This window comes from Pseudomonas urethralis (genome assembly GCF_021602465.1).
In the GTDB taxonomy this organism is placed as follows: Bacteria; Pseudomonadota; Gammaproteobacteria; order Pseudomonadales; family Pseudomonadaceae; genus Aquipseudomonas; species Aquipseudomonas vlassakiae.
This window is the reverse complement of the sequence record NZ_BQIJ01000016.1, coordinates 42,137-57,265: the sequence shown is the minus strand read 5'-3', so window position 1 is coordinate 57,265 and position 15,129 is coordinate 42,137. Positions and strand designations below refer to the sequence as shown.

Genomic DNA, 15,129 nt, shown 5'->3' with positions numbered 1-15,129 from the left:
AAAGCATCAACTGCCAAGAGCCATTAGCACAATTATCATCTCGGATTAGTTGAGCTGGGGATGGCCCCGTTCATCAGAACAGCGCCATTTGCCCGCCCGGCGGGCAGAAGGCCGAGCAGTCAAGGGCCTGTGCCTCGCGCCCGGCAAAGTCCAGGCGCTTCATCGCCTTGGCAAAACGTTGTGCGAGCAATTCGGCAAAGACCCCTTCGCCACGCATCCGCGCACCAAAGCGGCTGTCATACAACTCGCCACCTCGGCTCTGGCGTATCAGGCTCAGCACATGGGCTGCCCGTTGCGGGTAATGGTCCTGCAACCACTGTTCGAACAATGGCGCCACTTCCAGCGGCAAGCGCAGCATCATGTAGGCGGCGCTCTGTGCACCCGCCTCCTTGGCGGCCTCCAGCAGCTGCTCCAGTTCGCTGTCGTTGATCATCGGAATCATCGGCGAACACAAGACGCCTACCGGCACGCCGGCTTCGCGCAAGACGCGAATGGCCCGCAACCTCGCCTTGGGTGAGGCCGCGCGCGGCTCGAGCACCCGCTTGAGATCATCGTCCAGGGTGGTGAGGCTGATCATCACCCGTGCCAGGCGCTGACTGGCCATCTCGGCCAGCAGGTCGAGGTCGCGCAAAACCAGCGCGCCCTTGGTGACGATGGTCACCGGATGGCGAAAACGCAACAGCACTTCCAGCACCTCACGTGTCAGCTGTTGCTCACGCTCGATGGGCTGATAGGGGTCGGTGTTGGAGCCGAGGTTGATCGGCGCACAGACGTAGCCCGGTTTGCTCAACTGCTGTGCAAGCACCTCGGCGGCATTGGTCTTGGCTATCAGCTTGGTCTCGAAATCCAGGCCCGGGGAGAGATCCCAGTAGGCATGCGAAGGGCGGGCATAGCAGTAGATGCAGCCATGCTCGCAACCTCGGTAAGGATTGATGGAACGGTCGAAGGGCAGGTCCGGTGAGGTATTGCGGCTGATGACCGACTTTGCTGTTTCAATCCGCACCTCGGTACCCTGTGTCTGCGGAACTTCTTGATACCAGCCGTCATCCTCGGCCACCGAATGGCTCGGCGCGAAGCGGTTGTGCGGATTGTGCGCCGTGCCACGGCCCTTTTGCGGTGCTGGAGGAATCATGGCCTACCCCGATACTGTATTCATATACAGTATCGGGTGTGCAACGATCTTTCCAGCACCTCCGGTCAGCACAGCCTCCTCAGGCCAAACCATGCCAGTGCAGGTAAGGCCCGAGATCGACCGCTCGCCCGAGAAACGCTTCAATGCCTGTCAACAATGGACGCGCCGAGCCATGGGCGAGCAATTCTTCTTGCAGTGCCCGCCCCGTTGCACGGTCCAGCAAGCCGTTTGCCCTGAACCGCGAGAACAGATCGAAAGCATGCACATCGGACCACACGTACGCGTAGTAGCCGGCATCGTAGTGGTTAACCAGGTAATCGAATGCATGCGCCGGGTGCTCGAAATCCTCCAGAGGCCAGTAGCCGCAAAGCTCCCGGGCAGCATCCAGCCTCTGCTGCAGGCTCTTGCCGTCATCCGGCGAGGCATGCAGGTCCAGGTCGAACAACGCCATCAGCAGATTCTGCGCGGCGCCTTCGACCTCTTCTCGTTGCAATGCAGCCAGCAGCGTTCTGGTTTCTTCCAGGCCCAGTTTCTCGCCGGAATCCTTGTGTGACGAGATATCGACCAGATAATCGGCCTCCCACGCCCAACGTTCCAGCAGCTTGCCGTACATTTCCACACCATCGGTGCCCAACAGGCTCACCGCAGAGCCGACGTGGGTCGTGGTGCGCACCAGCAGATGGTGCAATGCGTGCCCGAATTCGTGATGGATCTTGCGCAGTGCGAGGTGGTCGAGCAGTGGCGACTCTTGGCCGAGACCAGCAGGCACATCGGTAAACACCATCACCACCGCCGCCTGATAGACACCTTCGGCATCGACCCGGCGATTGCGCACATAGCGCGTCTCGACCAGATCGGCCTGTTTACCAGGGTACTGAACGGCATCCAGATACAGCAGCCCAAGGCAGGCATGGTCTTGCCAGACTTCAAAAGCCATCACGCTCTCGTGCCAGGTCGCGATCGGGCTGGCGTCGTTACCAGCCTTGAGCGTCAAGCCAAACACCTGCTGCGCCATGCGTGCCAGGCTGGCGACCACATTGGCCAGCGGGAAATACTCGCGAAACGTTGCCATTGGCAGCGACGCCTGCGCGGTGTCGCCAGCCCTGTGTACATACAGCCGATCCCAGGGCCGCACCTGGTCGATCCCGAGACCCTCGGCGCGAGCATCCAGCAGCAGGCGCAACTGGCCCATCGCGGGTTTGATGTTGCCGGCCAAGGTCTGCAGGAAGCTTTGTACCTGATCAAGGCTGCCGGCACTTTTCTCGCGCAGGCTCAGCGATGCGTGATCGGAAAAGCCCAGCAATTTCGCTTTTTCTGCGCGAGCGGTTGCCAGCTCTGCAAGGATTTTCCCGTTATCCTGCGAATCGTCCGCGCTGACTCCACGCGTGTGATATCGGCGATAAACGGCCTCACGCAGTTCCCGATTGCTGGCCACGGCCATTACGTCACGGGTCCAGTGGTCGTCCGCCGGGATCAGCCAGCCTGGCGTACCGGAAGCTTCGGCGTTGGCGCGCAGTTCTTCGCGCATGCGCGGGCTGAGCCCACCCAGCAGCTGCTCATCCGACACATGGACACCGTCCCGGGCGATGTTGGCCCGGTAGCGGGCCTCCAGATCCTGGATCCTGGCTTGCGCATCCGCCAGCACTTGCAACTCGGCCTCATCGAGCAAGGCGCCCTTGAGCGTGAATTGCCTGATGTACCAATGGATGACTGCGCGTTCATGCGCATCCAGGTTCTGGCCCTGGGGGCTCTGAGACAGCTGAACGTAGCAAGCCCGCAACGCCTTGTTCGACAGTTTCTGTTCATAGCGAAGTATCAGCTTGCCATACAGCTCACCCAGCAGCGCGGCCCAGGTGTCACCTTTGAAGGTAAGCGGGGAGGCAGCGAACAGCACAGCCTGCAGTTGCGCATCCAATGCATCCACCGCCAGCACCAGATCGTCCCAGGTCGGCAATGTTTGTTGTGCGGCGATGATCCGCTCGATGCCCTGCTGATGGGCATCGAGCGCCAAATCGAATGCAGCGCGCAGGTTATCCAGCGTCACCGCCGCATAATCGACCGGTGTACCGCTGCCTTGCAGCAATGGATTGGAGTTTTGCATGGCACATCACCTTGTTCTGTTCGAGGAACAAGCGAGTTTGCTATGCAGGAAAAAAGCGGGGGGCTGACTATCTAACACCCCGGGCACATGCCTGCCCGGGCACCAGGCCCGGGCAGCACGACGGCTTCACTCAGCCGGTTTCTTCAGCTTCGGGTTGGGGAAGAACTGCACGGTCTGGACCTTGGCCGGCGCAGCCTTGGGCGCCAGCTGGTTGACCCGCGTGCCGAGCTCCTTGGGCACCGACAGGCCCTGCTCGTTGAGGGTGTCGGTGAAGCCGCAAGCCACGCACTCACGGTGCGGCACGTCGTCTTCGCTCCACATCATCAGCTTGTCGGGCTCGCTGCACGCCGGGCACACAGCCCCGGCGATGAAGCGCTTCTTGGTCTTGTTCACAACTACCTCGCTCATGCTGCCGCGTCCTCGGTGAGGCCACTATGGCGCAGCAATGCATCAATGGAAGGCTCGCGCCCACGGAAGTCCACGAACAGCTCCATGGGTTCGCGCGAACCGCCACGGGCCAGGATCGCTTCACGGAACGCGCGGCCGGTCTCGGCATTGAGCACGCCTTCTTCCTCGAAGCGCGAGAAGGCATCGGCCGACAGCACTTCAGCCCACTTGTAGCTGTAGTAGCCCGCCGCGTAACCGCCCGCGAAGATGTGCGCGAAGCTATTGGGGAAACGGTTGTAGGCCGGTGGGCGCATCACCGAAACTTCGTCGCGTACGCCTTCAAGTACCTGCAGCACGCTGCGGCCGTCACCGTGGCTGGCGTGCAGCTCGAAGTCGAACAGCGAGAACTCCAGCTGGCGCACCATCATCATGCCCGATTGGAAGTTTTTCGCGGCGAGCATCTTGTCCAGCAGGTCCTGAGGCAGGGCCGCGCCGGTTTCGTAGTGGCCGGAGATCAATGCCAGGCCTTCCGGCTCCCAGCACCAGTTCTCCATGAACTGGCTTGGCAGCTCGACCGCGTCCCAGGCCACGCCATTGATGCCGGACACACCGGCATGCTCGATGCGGGTCAGCATGTGGTGCAGGCCGTGACCGAACTCGTGGAACAGCGTGGTGACCTCATCATGGGTCAGCAGCGCAGGCTTGCCAGGCGCGGCCGGGGTGAAGTTGCACACCAGGTTGGCCACCGGGCTCTGCAGCTCGCCGCCTGCTGTACGGCGACGGTCACGGGCGCCGTCCATCCAGGCACCGCCACGCTTGTTGGCGCGGGCATAGAGGTCGAAGAAGAAGCGGCCGACGTGCTGGCCGTTTTCCTTGATCTCGAACAGGCGCACGTCCGGGTGCCAGCTGTCGAAGCCTTTCAGTTCAGCGATTTCAATGCCGTACAGGCGCTGGACGATGCTGAAGAGGCCGCTGAGCACCTTGTCGATCGGGAAGTAGGCACGCAGGGTCTCCTGCGACACGCTGTAACGCTGCTCGCGCAGCTTCTCGCCGAAATAACCGGCGTCCCAGCTGGCCAGTTCAGGGCAGCCCTGCTCGGCGGCGTAGGCCTTGAGCTGCTCCAGGTCCTGGGCGGCAAACGGCTTGGAACGCTTGGCCAGGTCGCGCAGGAAGCTCAGCACCTGGTCGCTGGACTCGGCCATCTTGGTCGCCAGGCTCAGCTCGGCGTAATTCTTGTAGCCCAGCAGCCCGGCCAGTTCCTGGCGCAGGTCGAGGATCTGCTGCATCACCGGGCCGTTGTCGAACTGGCCGGCGTTCGGGCCTTGGTCCGAGGCACGGGTGCAGTAGGCCGCGTACAGCTCTTCACGCAGGGCGCGGTCGCTGGCGTAGGTCATCACCGCATAGTAGCTGGGGAATTCAAGGGTGATCAGCCAGCCGTCGAGGCCCTTGGCCTGGGCGGCAGCGGCCATCTGCGCCTTGGCAGAGTCAGTCAGACCGGCCAGTGCGGCTTCATCGGTGACGTGCTTGGTCCAGGCCTGGGTGGCGTCAAGCAGCTGGTTGGAGAAGCGGCTGCCCAGCTCGCTCAGCTTGCTCTGCACCTCGGCATAACGCTGCTGCTGGTCAGCCGGCAGATCGATACCCGACAGGCGGAAGTCACGCAGAGCGTGGTCGAGGATAGTCTTCTGCGCCACGTCGAAGCCAGCGGCTTCCGGGCTGTTGGCCAGTGCCTGATAGGCATCGAACAGCGCACGGTTCTGGCCCAGTTCGGTAGAGTAGGCGCTCAGCGCTGGCAGGCAGGACTCGTAGGCCTCGCGCAACTCTTGGCTGTTGCACACCGCATTGAGGTGACTGACCGGGCTCCAGGCGGCAGCCAGGCGGTCGTTCAGTTCGTCCATGGCCAGCACCAGGCCGGCCCAGGTCGGTTTGTCGCCCTGCTGTTCGAGGATCTCGGCAATGGCTTTACGGTTGTCGGCCAGGATCGCTTCGATCGCCGGCAACACGTGTTCGGCACGGATTTGCGAGAAGGGCGGCAGATCGTAGGACTGCAGAAGTGGGTTGTTCGCACTCACGGTTTGGATACCTTGGCAGAAGAAACACTGCCCCATCTTAATTACAATCGACGCCGACCGCAGCAGGCAGCCAGCCTATCGGCACAGATGAGAGACGCTATCATGGCCATCCGCAGCTTCCAGCAACACACTCCGAAAGTGGGACCCAGGGCGTTTGTCGACCGTTCGGCGGTGGTCCTGGGCGACGTCGAAATCGGTGAGGACAGCTCTGTCTGGCCGCTGACGGTGATCCGCGGCGACATGCACCGCATCCGCATCGGCGCGCGCACCAGCGTGCAGGACGGCAGCGTGCTGCACATCACCCACGCAGGCCCGTTCAACCCCGACGGCTTCCCGCTGATCATCGGCGACGAGGTGACCATTGGTCACAAGGTCATGCTGCATGGCTGCACCCTGGGCAACCGCATCCTGGTCGGCATGGGCAGCACGATCATGGATGGCGCCATCGTCGAAGACGAAGTGATCATCGGTGCCGGTAGCCTGGTGCCGCCCGGCAAGCGCCTGGTCAGCGGCTACCTGTACATGGGCAGCCCGGTGAAGCAGGTGCGCCCGCTGAACGATCAGGAGCATGCCTTCTTCCCCTACAGTGCCGGCAACTACGTCAAGCTCAAGGACCAGCACCTGGCCGAAGGCTACGACCAACCTGAATGACCCACTTCGCGGTAAACCCGCGAACACGGCCACGCACGATTCAAGTGGAACCCATTACATGCACCAGCAGAATATCCTCTTCGACCTCGACGGCACCTTGACCGACCCGCGCCTGGGCATCACCCGCTCGATCCAGTACGCCTTGGCCAAGCTGGGCATCGACGAGCCTGACCTGACCCGCCTGGAACACTTCATCGGCCCGCCACTGCTACAGGCCTTCATGCAGTTCTACAGCTTCGATGAAGCCAGGGCGTGGGAAGCGGTGAACTTCTACCGGGAGCGTTTCCGCGTCACTGGCTTGTACGAGAACCTGGTGTTCGAAGGCGTGCCTGAGCTGCTCGAAGCCCTGAATGGCCAAGGCCGGACGCTGTATATCGCCACTTCCAAACCCTGGGAATTCGCACGGGAAATTGCCCGGCATTTCGCGTTCGATCACCATTTCAAGGTGATCTACGGCAGCGAACTGGATGGCACGCGGACCAACAAGGTCGAGCTGATCCGCCACCTGCTGGATGAGGAAGGGCTGGATCCGGCACAGACGCTGATGATCGGGGACCGTAAACATGACCTGATCGGTGCGCGCAGCAATGGTGTGCAGGCAGTTGCGGTGGGGTATGGGTTCGGTAGCCGGGAAGAGCTGGTGGCCGAAGCCCCGGCCTTCCACTTCGCGACAGTTGCAGAACTTCATCACGCCTTCTGCAACATCTGAGGGCCAGGGGGCTGCTCTGCAGCCCCGACGTTTCACAGATCACATCAACCGCTGCAATGCGGCCTTCCTGTCAGCAGCCGGCAACCGTCCAAGCTGCTCGACCCGCTCGTAAAATCGCCGCCAATCCCCGCCTGCTTCGCGGAACAGCGCAGCAAACGCCGGCACCCACTGGTCATAAAGCCCGAACGGCAGCAGCTTGGCATTGCTCAAGGGCGCATAGATCCAGGCGTCATAACGCTTGTCCCCGTTCCACTGGCTGTCCCTCAGCTGCTTGTACTCACTGCGCAAGCGCTCGAACTCAGCCTGCTTGGCCGCCCGTTTGTGCGCATCGTCCAAGGGCCCTGCATAAATCGCCTGCAACCGCTCGCGGCTGGCCAGCACCAACCGGGTGAACTGTTCGCTCTGCTGCGACTGATGCTCGCCGACCACCGCAAGCCCACGGGCCGCGCGCCATTGCCGCGTGCCCTCCTGCTCGACGAAGGTGGCAAACGACTCGTTGAATTCGGTGTCGTCCTGCACGTAAAAACGCTGATGAGCCAACTCATGGAAGATCAGCGTGGCCAGCCGCTCATCCCCCCAGCCGACCATCGAAGACAGAATCGGGTCATCGAACCAGCCCAGCGTCGAATAGGCTTCGACACCGCTCACGTAGACGTCCAGGCCTTGCTGACGCATCAACGCCGCCGCACCACGGGCCGCACCCTGGCGGTAGTAGCCGCGGTAAGCGACGCAGCCGGCAATGGGGAAACAGTGCGTCACCGGCTGCAGCGACAGCTCAGGTGTGGCGAACACATTCCACACCACGTAGGGGCGGTGCAGATCAGCGTAGAGCCGATAGCTTCGGTTATCAGGCAGTTTCAGCTGATCGCTGGCAAAAACCCGCGCTGCTTCGGCATGGGCGAGGCGGGTGCGCAATTGCGGGCTGCTGGCCGGGTCGGCGATCACTTTGTCCACAGGCTGGCGCGCCCGCAGCAGCTGCAATTGGCCTTCGGCCAGTTGGCCGTAATAGCCCACGGTGCTGCAACCGTTCAGCAGAAAGGCGCACAGCAGGGGAACCAAACGCCTGAAAACGCAGTCGAGTGGCCCAGGGCCTGAGCGCTTGAGAAGAACAAAGAGATCCATCTGGGGCTATCCAACCTGCTCATGGCCAATGCGCTCCAAGACTATCTCGCCGAGGGGGAGTTTCGCCATGCGTGCACTGTTGGTCGCCGGCTCACTGCTGCTGGTTTCTGCCTGTTCAACCCTGCCGGACCCAGACCCGAATCTGGCCTGGGTCGATCTGACCCCCTATGACGAAGCCTCGCTGGACGCCAAGCAGGTGGACGAGCGCGACTGGGCTGACACGCGCTATTTCGAGGTGCCGCCCGGCAGCCATGAGCTGACCGTGCGCTATCAGTTCCCGGTCGCGCCGAGCAATATCGGCCCGGTCGACGCGCCATTGTGGCGTGATTGCCAGGTCAAGCTGACCTTCAAGGACTTCAGCGCCGGGCAGCGCTACCAGCTGCAAGCCGGCAGCATCGGCTTCCGCCCCTGGATCAAGCTGTACGACCACCAGCAGAAACTGCTCGGGCAGGGCCTGCCAGCGGGTTGCCAACGCACCTGAAACGCACAAACGGCGCTATGCTTGTAACTCGTGTATCGCGAGTGGGAGTTTTGCCATGCGCCAGCCCATGATGCTGATCGCTCTCAGTGCCCTGGGGGCCTGCGCCAGCCCCTTGCCGCCCGTCGACCCCGCCAAGGCCTGGGTCGATCTCTACACCGTGACCCCTGGCCGCCTACTCATGGCCGACCGCCTTGACGGCCAGCGCCTGGACGACGGCCGCTACTTCCAGCTGACCCCAGGCAAGCATGAACTGGTGGTGCGGTTCGACTATGAGATCTATGCCGGCGGCATGCTGACCAGCCCCAAGGAGCGGACCTGCTACCTGACGGTGCGCTTCGACGATTTCAAGGCCGGTGAGCGTTATCGCCTGGAGGCGCGGGCACCGGTGATGGACCCGCAGGTGCTGCTCTACGACGCAAGCCGCAAGGTGGTGGTGAACGAGCCGAGCGACGTGTTCTGCATCCCGTAAGCATTGGGGCCGCATCGCGGCCCCAATCATTTATCGATCATTCTTCTGGTAAATGATCTTCTTCGTCCCGGCATCACAGCTGCCGACGATCATGTTCTGATCCTTGACCTCACTGTTGGGCACGATTTCCAGCGTGTAGGACGTCACACCCTGGGCCTGGATCTTGGCTTCGATCTCCGCCTTGAGTTCTTCGCACGGTTTTACCGCCGCCAATGCAGAAGTGGCCACAAGCGAAGCCAGCATGGCGATTGCTAGGCGAATCATGGAACGGCTCCTGGTAGGGCAGCAGCGCTGCCGACGCTGTTTAGACTACAGCAAACCGCCGCCGTTGCGCCGCCTAGCCCACCAATGCAGCGTCCAGGCTGATCTTCGCGTTGAGCACTTTCGACACCGGGCAACCCGCCTTGGCCTTGTTGGCGATTTCGAGGAACTGCGCCTCATCGGCACCCGGCACCTTGGCCTTGAGGATCAGGTGCACGGCGGTGATGGCAAAGCCGTCGGGTTGTTTGTCCAGCGTGACTTCGGCGGTGGTGTCGATGCGTTCGGCGGTGAACCCTGCCTCGCCGAGCATCATCGACAGCGCCATCGAGAAGCAACCGGCATGGGCTGCGCCGATCAGCTCTTCCGGGTTGGTCCCCGGCGCCCCCTCGAAACGGGTGTTGAAACCATAAGGGTTCTGCTTGAGTGCGCCGCTTTCGGTGGAAAGCAGGCCTTTGCCATCCTTCAGGCCGCCTTGCCAGATCGCCGATGCTGTCTTTTTCATGATGCCTCCGGGTCCAGGGTGATTTACCTAGGTTTTCGAGGCCAGCGTCCTACATCAAGTTCAGAGCAATCGCACCGTGAGCATTGAATCCGGCGAATGTGCCCATACAGAGTCTGAAAGGCCTCCGGGCCAACCACTCTTGCGGAGGCTCCCATGACGCAGCTGCGTGACCTGAAGATATCCACCCTCGACCTGGTGCCGGTGCGCGCCGACCAAGGCCCGGCGCAATCGCTGCACAACTCGCTGGACCTGGCCCGGCATGTCGAGCGGTTCGGCTACAACCGCTTCTGGGTGGCCGAACACCACAACATGGACGGCATCGCCAGCTCAGCCACCTCGGTACTGATCGGCTACCTTGCGGGCGGCACGTCGACCATTCGCGTCGGCTCCGGCGGCATCATGCTGCCCAACCATGCGCCGCTGGTGATCGCCGAGCAGTTCGGCACCTTGGCCAGCCTGTATCCGGGGCGAATCGACCTGGGCCTGGGCCGGGCGCCAGGTTCCGACCAGATGACCGCCTACGCCCTGCGCCGTGACCGCGCCGGCAGCGCCGATGACTTCCCGGATGATGTCGAGGAGCTCTCGCGTTACCTTGGCCCGCGCACCGATGATCAGAAGGTGATCGCTGTGCCCGGCCATGACACCGACGTGCCCCTGTGGCTGCTCGGTTCGAGCCTGTTCAGCGCCCAACTGGCCGGCATGCGCGGCATGCCGTACGCCTTTGCCTCGCATTTCGCGCCGCGCTACATGCACGAGGCGATCCGCATCTATCTCGACCACTTCAAGCCGTCGACCACGCTGGACAAGCCCTATGTGATGCTGGGGATTCCGATGGTGGTGGCGGAAACCGACGAAAAGGCCGAATACCTGGCGACCTCGGTGTATCAGCGCATCCTGGCGCTGATCCGTGGCCAGAGCCTGATGCAGAAACCGCCTGTACCGAGCATGGACGGGCTATGGCTGCCCCATGAGCGCGATGCCGTGGCGAGTTTCCTGGGCCTGGCGATGATTGGCAGCCCGCAGAAGGTAAGGGCCAAGGTCGAAGTGCTGCTGGAGCAGACCGGGGCGGATGAGCTGATCTTTACCTGTGATTTGTATGAACACGCGGACCGGATTCGGTCCTATGAGCTGATGGCGCAGGCCCTCAAGTCCGAGTGAGCTTCTTCGCGGGCGTGCCCGCGAAGAATCCAACGCATCAGCTACGGCGGTAGACGATTTCCTTGCGACCCGCTTCACAGCTGCCAACCACCTTGCCAGCCGGCTCGCCCTTGTTGACGGTCTCCAGCTTGTAACCCTTCACACCCTTGGCATCGAGCTTCGAGGCGATCTCGGCCTTGAGTTCTTCACAGGGTTTGCCAGCGGCCATTGCCCCACCTGCCAGTACCATCAAACCCACCGCCAGCATCAGTTTCTTCATCGATCGCATTCCTTGTACAGATGAGAAAGACCAGAAGGGCGCCGCCAAGGCGCCCTCCGGTGTTATAACGCCATCACGCCGGGCTGTTCCAGCCCAGGAATGTTTCAGCTGTTGGCGATGCGGAAGCCAACCTTCAGCGTGACCTGGAAGTGCGCCGCCTTGTTGTCGCGGATGTGGCCACGGGTATCGACCACTTCGAACCATTCCAGGTGCTTGATGCTCTTGCCGGCTTCGGCCAATGCATTGTTGATCGCTTCTTCGATGCTGGTGGGCGACGACCCCACCAGCTCGATCTTCTTGTAAGTGTGATGATCGGTCATGAACGCTCTCCTGAGTGACAGTGATAATGAGCCTAGCAGCGCAAGCCCGGTTTACCTGCGAGCCGCTGCCGTTCGGTAAAGTTCGATCGCACTTTCCGGCAGCCCAGGAGTCGCAATCCTTACAGTCCATACTGCAAAGGAGAGTCAACATGCCCCGCAACTCGCTGCGTAAAACGTCCCTGGAAAGCATGGAAGCGGAGATCGAAAGCCTCCTGAAAAGCCTGGAGAACCTGAAGCACGATGCGTCCGAGGAAACCCAGAAGTCAGTGAAGGCGATGCGCAGCAATGCCGAAAGCGCGCTGCGTCATTCGCGCAGCCTGATCAGCGATGCCTATGAGGAAGTGAAGGAGCGCACCCGCCAGACCGGAATCGCCACCCGCGACTACGCCCAGGAGCACCCGTACACTACCGCAGGCGTTGCCATCGGTGCACTTGGCCTGTTGGCAGCGTACCTGCTGTGCAAGCGCAACTAAGCGCTCTGCCTGGCCAGCTCGGCACGTAGCCACTGCGCCAGTTGCTCGGCGCGCCCATCCGCGGCGCGCCGAGGCACCCACAACGCCAACGCGGCCGGCGTCGGCGAAAAGCCCCACGGTGCGCTCAAACGCCCCGCTCGCAGATCGTCGGCAACCAGGGGTTGTGGGGCGATCGCCACCCCCAGGCCGGCAACTGCCGCTTCCAGCAAGTAATACAGGTGTTCGAACGCCTGACCATACTTCAAAGCCCCAGCCTCTATGCCCTGCTCTGCAGCCCAGGTGGGCCAGGCCTGCGGGCGCGAGGTGGTGTGCAGCAGGGCTTCGTCCAGCAAGGCTTTGGCGGGTGCCGCTTGCAAGCGGTCGAAGCCGGCGAAGTGCGGGCTCAGCACCGGGCCGATACGCTCCTGTGCCAGCACGTGGACCTGCATGTCCGCTGGCCATGGCGGTTCGGCATATACCAGCAACGCGTCCAGCCCAGGGCGGCGCGGATCGAGGTCACCTTCACCCGCCGACAGATGCAGGCGCAGCTCGGGCAGGTCAGCCTTCAACCGCCCCAGGCGGGGGATGAACCAGCGCGCCAGCAGGCTGCCGGAACAGCCCAGCACGAACGGTGCCTCGCTCACATCCCGGCTCAACTCGGCGCATACGCTGCGCAAGCGGTCGAATGCCTCGCCGCTGGCATCGCGCAGGCGCATGCCGGCATCTGTGAGTTTGATGCCACGCCCTTCCTTGACGAACAGGGCCACGCCGAGGTGCTCTTCAAGCACCTTGATCTGCCGGCTGACAGCGCCATGGGTAACGTGCAGCGCCTCGGCCGCCTGGCTGACGCTGTTGAGCCTGGCAGTGGCCTCAAAGGCGCGCAGGGCGTTGAGGGGAGGGAGGTCGTGGGCCATGTTACCTGTGAGTTTTTCTGACAAGTTTGCGCAATCTTATCGGTTTTCAGCCGGGCTTGCCGTGGTTACAGTAAAGCCCATCACTCATTGATCACGCCCTGGAGCGCCCCATGACCCAGTCCCAATACCGCCCCGGCCCGGATGCCAACGGCCTGTTCGGCTCGTTCGGTGGCCGCTACGTGGCTGAAACGCTGATGCCGCTGGTGCTCGACCTGGCCCGTGAATACGAAGCGGCCAAGGCCGACCCGAAGTTCCTCGAAGAACTGGCCTACTTCCAACGCGACTACATCGGCCGACCGAACCCGCTGTATTTCGCCGAACGCCTGACCGAGCACTGTGGTGGCGCGAAGATCTTCTTCAAGCGTGAAGAACTCAACCACACCGGCGCGCACAAGGTGAACAACTGCATTGGCCAGGTGTTGCTGGCCAAGCGCATGGGCAAGAAGCGCCTGATCGCCGAAACCGGCGCTGGCATGCACGGCGTGGCCACCGCCACCGTGGCGGCGCGCTTCGGCCTGCCTTGCGTGATCTACATGGGCGCCACCGACATCGAGCGCCAGCAGGCCAACGTGTTCCGCATGAAGCTGCTGGGCGCCGAGATCGTCCCGGTCACCGCTGGCACCGGCACCCTGAAAGACGCCATGAACGAGGCCCTGCGCGACTGGGTCACCAACGTCGACGACACCTTCTACCTGATCGGCACCGTGGCCGGCCCGCATCCGTACCCGGCGATGGTCCGCGACTTCCAGTCGATCATCGGCAAGGAAACCCGCGCCCAGCTGCAAGAGAAGGAGGGCCGCCTGCCAGACAGCCTGATCGCCTGCGTCGGCGGTGGCTCCAACGCCATGGGCCTGTTCCATGAATTCCTCGAAGAACCGAGCGTGCAGATCATCGGCGTCGAAGCCGGCGGCCACGGCGTGCACACCGACAAGCACGCTGCCAGCCTGAACGGCGGCGTACCGGGTGTGCTGCACGGCAACCGCACCTACCTGCTGCAGGACGAGGACGGCCAGATCACCGACGCCCACTCGATTTCCGCCGGCCTCGACTACCCAGGCATCGGCCCTGAGCACGCCTACCTGCACGAAGTGAAGCGCGTCGAGTACGTCAGCATCACTGACGACGAAGCACTGGATGCGTTCCATGCCACCTGCCGCCTGGAAGGCATCATTCCGGCCCTGGAAAGCTCCCACGCCTTGGCCGAAGCGATCAAGCGCGCACCGAAACTGCCCAAGGATCACCTGATGGTGATCTGCCTGTCCGGCCGCGGCGACAAAGACATGCAAACCGTGATGAACCACATGGCAGCCCAGGAGAAACAGGCATGAGCCGTCTTGAACAACGCTTCGCCGAGCTGAAGACCGAAGGCCGCTCCGCGCTGGTCACCTTCGTCACGGCTGGCGACCCAGGCTATGAGGCTTCGCTGCAGATCCTCAAGGGCCTGCCGGCAGCGGGTGCCGATGTGATCGAACTGGGCATGCCGTTCACCGACCCGATGGCCGATGGCGTGGCCATCCAGCTTGCTACCCTGCGGGCCCTGGAAGCCGGCCAGACCCTGGCCAAGACCCTGCAGATGGTTCGCGAATTCCGTGTGGATAACCACACTACGCCGATCGTGCTGATGGGTTACTACAACCCGATCCACCGCTTCGGTGTGGCCAAGTTCGTCGCCGAAGCCAAGGAAGCCGGGGTAGATGGCCTGATCATCGTCGACCTGCCACCTGAGCACGACGCCGAACTGGCCACCCCGGCCCAGGCCGCAGGCATCGACTTCATCCGCCTGACCACCCCGACCACCGACGATGCACGCCTGCCACGCGTGCTGGAGCGCAGCTCCGGGTTTGTCTACTACGTGTCGGTGGCGGGTGTGACCGGTGCCGGTTCCGCGACTACCGAACACGTGACCGAGGCGATTGCCCGCCTGCGTCGGCATACCGACCTGCCGATCAGCGTTGGTTTCGGTATTCGTACACCGGAGCAGGCCGCTGCGATCGCACGCCTGGCCGATGGTGTGGTGGTAGGTTCGGCGCTGGTCGACAAGATTGCCCAGGCCAAAGCGCCAGCTCAGGCAGTGAACGATGTATTGAGCCTGTGCTCGGCACTGGCTGAAGGCGTGCGCGGCGCCCGTCGCTAAACCGCTTC

At 62.7% G+C, this 15,129-nt stretch carries 18 protein-coding genes; 8 read left to right on the top strand and 10 right to left on the bottom strand.

Translation table 11 applies throughout. The features are described 5' to 3' along the window. Nucleotides 1-73 precede the first annotated feature (73 nt). The 4 genes from L6D64_RS22100 to prlC form a co-directional block, all read right to left on the bottom strand. Nucleotides 74-1,132 carry a PA0069 family radical SAM protein gene (locus tag L6D64_RS22100; RefSeq protein WP_176508425.1) on the bottom strand — a complete coding sequence of 353 codons (1,059 nt, stop codon included), beginning with the start codon at nt 1,130-1,132 and terminating at the stop codon, nt 74-76. 79 nt (nt 1,133-1,211) lie between these two features. Beyond that, the gene (locus tag L6D64_RS22095) at nt 1,212-3,233 is read right to left on the bottom strand and encodes a M3 family metallopeptidase (protein WP_176508426.1); all 2,022 of its coding nucleotides are present in this window, start codon (nt 3,231-3,233) and stop codon (nt 1,212-1,214) included. A 126-nt stretch (nt 3,234-3,359) separates the two neighbouring features. Then, on the bottom strand, nt 3,360-3,641 hold the full coding sequence (locus L6D64_RS22090) for a YheV family putative zinc ribbon protein (protein ID WP_176508427.1): 282 nt from the start codon (nt 3,639-3,641) through the stop codon (nt 3,360-3,362). After that, complete coding sequence (prlC, locus tag L6D64_RS22085; protein ID WP_176508428.1) at nt 3,638-5,725, bottom strand: oligopeptidase A; 2,088 nt, start codon at nt 5,723-5,725, stop codon at nt 3,638-3,640. The genes L6D64_RS22090 and prlC overlap by 4 nt, the downstream gene beginning before the upstream one ends. 66 nt (nt 5,726-5,791) lie before the next feature. Between prlC and L6D64_RS22080 the strand changes: the two genes are divergently transcribed. Then, nucleotides 5,792-6,340 carry a gamma carbonic anhydrase family protein gene (locus L6D64_RS22080; RefSeq protein WP_054884393.1) on the top strand — a complete coding sequence of 183 codons (549 nt, stop codon included), beginning with the start codon at nt 5,792-5,794 and terminating at the stop codon, nt 6,338-6,340. Between the two features lie 58 nt (nt 6,341-6,398). Next, nucleotides 6,399-7,049 (top strand): HAD family hydrolase, encoded by a 651-nt coding sequence (locus L6D64_RS22075; RefSeq protein ID WP_176508429.1) that lies wholly within the window; start codon nt 6,399-6,401, stop codon nt 7,047-7,049. 39 nt (nt 7,050-7,088) lie between these two features. On the opposite strand, the gene L6D64_RS22070 is transcribed toward L6D64_RS22075, so the two are convergent. Beyond that, a complete protein-coding gene (locus L6D64_RS22070) occupies nt 7,089-8,171 on the bottom strand; it encodes an aminopeptidase (protein ID WP_176508430.1) in 1,083 nt (360 codons plus the stop codon). A 67-nt stretch (nt 8,172-8,238) separates the two neighbouring features. Here L6D64_RS22070 and L6D64_RS22065 point away from each other — a divergent pair, with 67 nt between their 5' ends. Beyond that, nucleotides 8,239-8,652, top strand: a complete 414-nt coding sequence (locus L6D64_RS22065; protein ID WP_176508431.1) for a PA0061/PA0062 family lipoprotein — start codon at nt 8,239-8,241, stop codon at nt 8,650-8,652. Between the two features lie 55 nt (nt 8,653-8,707). After that, complete coding sequence (locus tag L6D64_RS22060) at nt 8,708-9,121, top strand: PA0061/PA0062 family lipoprotein (protein WP_176508432.1); 414 nt, start codon at nt 8,708-8,710, stop codon at nt 9,119-9,121. A 30-nt stretch (nt 9,122-9,151) separates the two neighbouring features. On the opposite strand, the gene L6D64_RS22055 is transcribed toward L6D64_RS22060, so the two are convergent. Together L6D64_RS22055 and L6D64_RS22050 are read right to left on the bottom strand one after the other, a co-directional pair. Then, entirely contained in the window at nt 9,152-9,385 is a 234-nt protein-coding gene (locus L6D64_RS22055) for a DUF1161 domain-containing protein (protein ID WP_176508433.1), read from the bottom strand. 73 nt (nt 9,386-9,458) lie between these two features. Further along, on the bottom strand, nt 9,459-9,884 hold the full coding sequence (locus L6D64_RS22050) for an OsmC family protein (protein WP_054884399.1): 426 nt from the start codon (nt 9,882-9,884) through the stop codon (nt 9,459-9,461). Between the two features lie 153 nt (nt 9,885-10,037). Here L6D64_RS22050 and L6D64_RS22045 point away from each other — a divergent pair, with 153 nt between their 5' ends. Continuing rightward, nucleotides 10,038-11,042, top strand: a complete 1,005-nt coding sequence (locus L6D64_RS22045) for an LLM class flavin-dependent oxidoreductase (protein ID WP_176508434.1) — start codon at nt 10,038-10,040, stop codon at nt 11,040-11,042. Between the two features lie 37 nt (nt 11,043-11,079). Here L6D64_RS22045 and L6D64_RS22040 read toward each other — a convergent pair whose 3' ends face one another. Both L6D64_RS22040 and L6D64_RS22035 read right to left on the bottom strand, forming a co-directional pair. Beyond that, nucleotides 11,080-11,301 (bottom strand): DUF1161 domain-containing protein, encoded by a 222-nt coding sequence (locus L6D64_RS22040; protein WP_176508435.1) that lies wholly within the window; start codon nt 11,299-11,301, stop codon nt 11,080-11,082. Between the two features lie 104 nt (nt 11,302-11,405). Beyond that, a complete protein-coding gene (locus tag L6D64_RS22035; RefSeq protein ID WP_003253076.1) occupies nt 11,406-11,621 on the bottom strand; it encodes a dodecin in 216 nt (71 codons plus the stop codon). Nucleotides 11,622-11,770: 149 nt separating this feature from the next. Here L6D64_RS22035 and L6D64_RS22030 point away from each other — a divergent pair, with 149 nt between their 5' ends. Beyond that, nucleotides 11,771-12,094 carry an ElaB/YgaM/YqjD family protein gene (locus L6D64_RS22030; protein WP_054884402.1) on the top strand — a complete coding sequence of 108 codons (324 nt, stop codon included), beginning with the start codon at nt 11,771-11,773 and terminating at the stop codon, nt 12,092-12,094. Here L6D64_RS22030 and L6D64_RS22025 read toward each other — a convergent pair. After that, complete coding sequence (locus L6D64_RS22025; RefSeq protein ID WP_176508436.1) at nt 12,091-12,987, bottom strand: LysR family transcriptional regulator; 897 nt, start codon at nt 12,985-12,987, stop codon at nt 12,091-12,093. The two genes, L6D64_RS22030 and L6D64_RS22025, sit on opposite strands and share 4 nt — an antisense overlap. A gap of 110 nt (nt 12,988-13,097) precedes the next feature. Here L6D64_RS22025 and trpB point away from each other — a divergent pair, with 110 nt between their 5' ends. Next, complete coding sequence (gene trpB, locus L6D64_RS22020; protein WP_110743523.1) at nt 13,098-14,315, top strand: tryptophan synthase subunit beta; 1,218 nt, start codon at nt 13,098-13,100, stop codon at nt 14,313-14,315. After that, the gene (gene trpA, locus L6D64_RS22015) at nt 14,312-15,121 is read left to right on the top strand and encodes a tryptophan synthase subunit alpha (protein WP_176508437.1); all 810 of its coding nucleotides are present in this window, start codon (nt 14,312-14,314) and stop codon (nt 15,119-15,121) included. Before trpB ends, trpA begins: the two co-directional genes overlap by 4 nt. The last annotated feature ends 8 nt before the right edge of the window (nt 15,122-15,129 follow it).

Coding starts and splice junctions, on each gene's coding strand:
- L6D64_RS22100 (WP_176508425.1), bottom strand. CDS start 1,132: ATGATTCCTCCAGCACCGCAAAAGGGCCGTGGCACGGCGCACAATCCG.
- L6D64_RS22095 (WP_176508426.1), bottom strand. CDS start 3,233: ATGCAAAACTCCAATCCATTGCTGCAAGGCAGCGGTACACCGGTCGAT.
- L6D64_RS22090 (WP_176508427.1), bottom strand. CDS start 3,641: ATGAGCGAGGTAGTTGTGAACAAGACCAAGAAGCGCTTCATCGCCGGG.
- prlC (WP_176508428.1), bottom strand. CDS start 5,725: ATGGGGCAGTGTTTCTTCTGCCAAGGTATCCAAACCGTGAGTGCGAAC.
- L6D64_RS22080 (WP_054884393.1), top strand. CDS start 5,792: ATGGCCATCCGCAGCTTCCAGCAACACACTCCGAAAGTGGGACCCAGG.
- L6D64_RS22075 (WP_176508429.1), top strand. CDS start 6,399: ATGCACCAGCAGAATATCCTCTTCGACCTCGACGGCACCTTGACCGAC.
- L6D64_RS22070 (WP_176508430.1), bottom strand. CDS start 8,171: ATGGATCTCTTTGTTCTTCTCAAGCGCTCAGGCCCTGGGCCACTCGAC.
- L6D64_RS22065 (WP_176508431.1), top strand. CDS start 8,239: ATGCGTGCACTGTTGGTCGCCGGCTCACTGCTGCTGGTTTCTGCCTGT.
- L6D64_RS22060 (WP_176508432.1), top strand. CDS start 8,708: ATGCGCCAGCCCATGATGCTGATCGCTCTCAGTGCCCTGGGGGCCTGC.
- L6D64_RS22055 (WP_176508433.1), bottom strand. CDS start 9,385: ATGATTCGCCTAGCAATCGCCATGCTGGCTTCGCTTGTGGCCACTTCT.
- L6D64_RS22050 (WP_054884399.1), bottom strand. CDS start 9,884: ATGAAAAAGACAGCATCGGCGATCTGGCAAGGCGGCCTGAAGGATGGC.
- L6D64_RS22045 (WP_176508434.1), top strand. CDS start 10,038: ATGACGCAGCTGCGTGACCTGAAGATATCCACCCTCGACCTGGTGCCG.
- L6D64_RS22040 (WP_176508435.1), bottom strand. CDS start 11,301: ATGAAGAAACTGATGCTGGCGGTGGGTTTGATGGTACTGGCAGGTGGG.
- L6D64_RS22035 (WP_003253076.1), bottom strand. CDS start 11,621: ATGACCGATCATCACACTTACAAGAAGATCGAGCTGGTGGGGTCGTCG.
- L6D64_RS22030 (WP_054884402.1), top strand. CDS start 11,771: ATGCCCCGCAACTCGCTGCGTAAAACGTCCCTGGAAAGCATGGAAGCG.
- L6D64_RS22025 (WP_176508436.1), bottom strand. CDS start 12,987: ATGGCCCACGACCTCCCTCCCCTCAACGCCCTGCGCGCCTTTGAGGCC.
- trpB (WP_110743523.1), top strand. CDS start 13,098: ATGACCCAGTCCCAATACCGCCCCGGCCCGGATGCCAACGGCCTGTTC.
- trpA (WP_176508437.1), top strand. CDS start 14,312: ATGAGCCGTCTTGAACAACGCTTCGCCGAGCTGAAGACCGAAGGCCGC.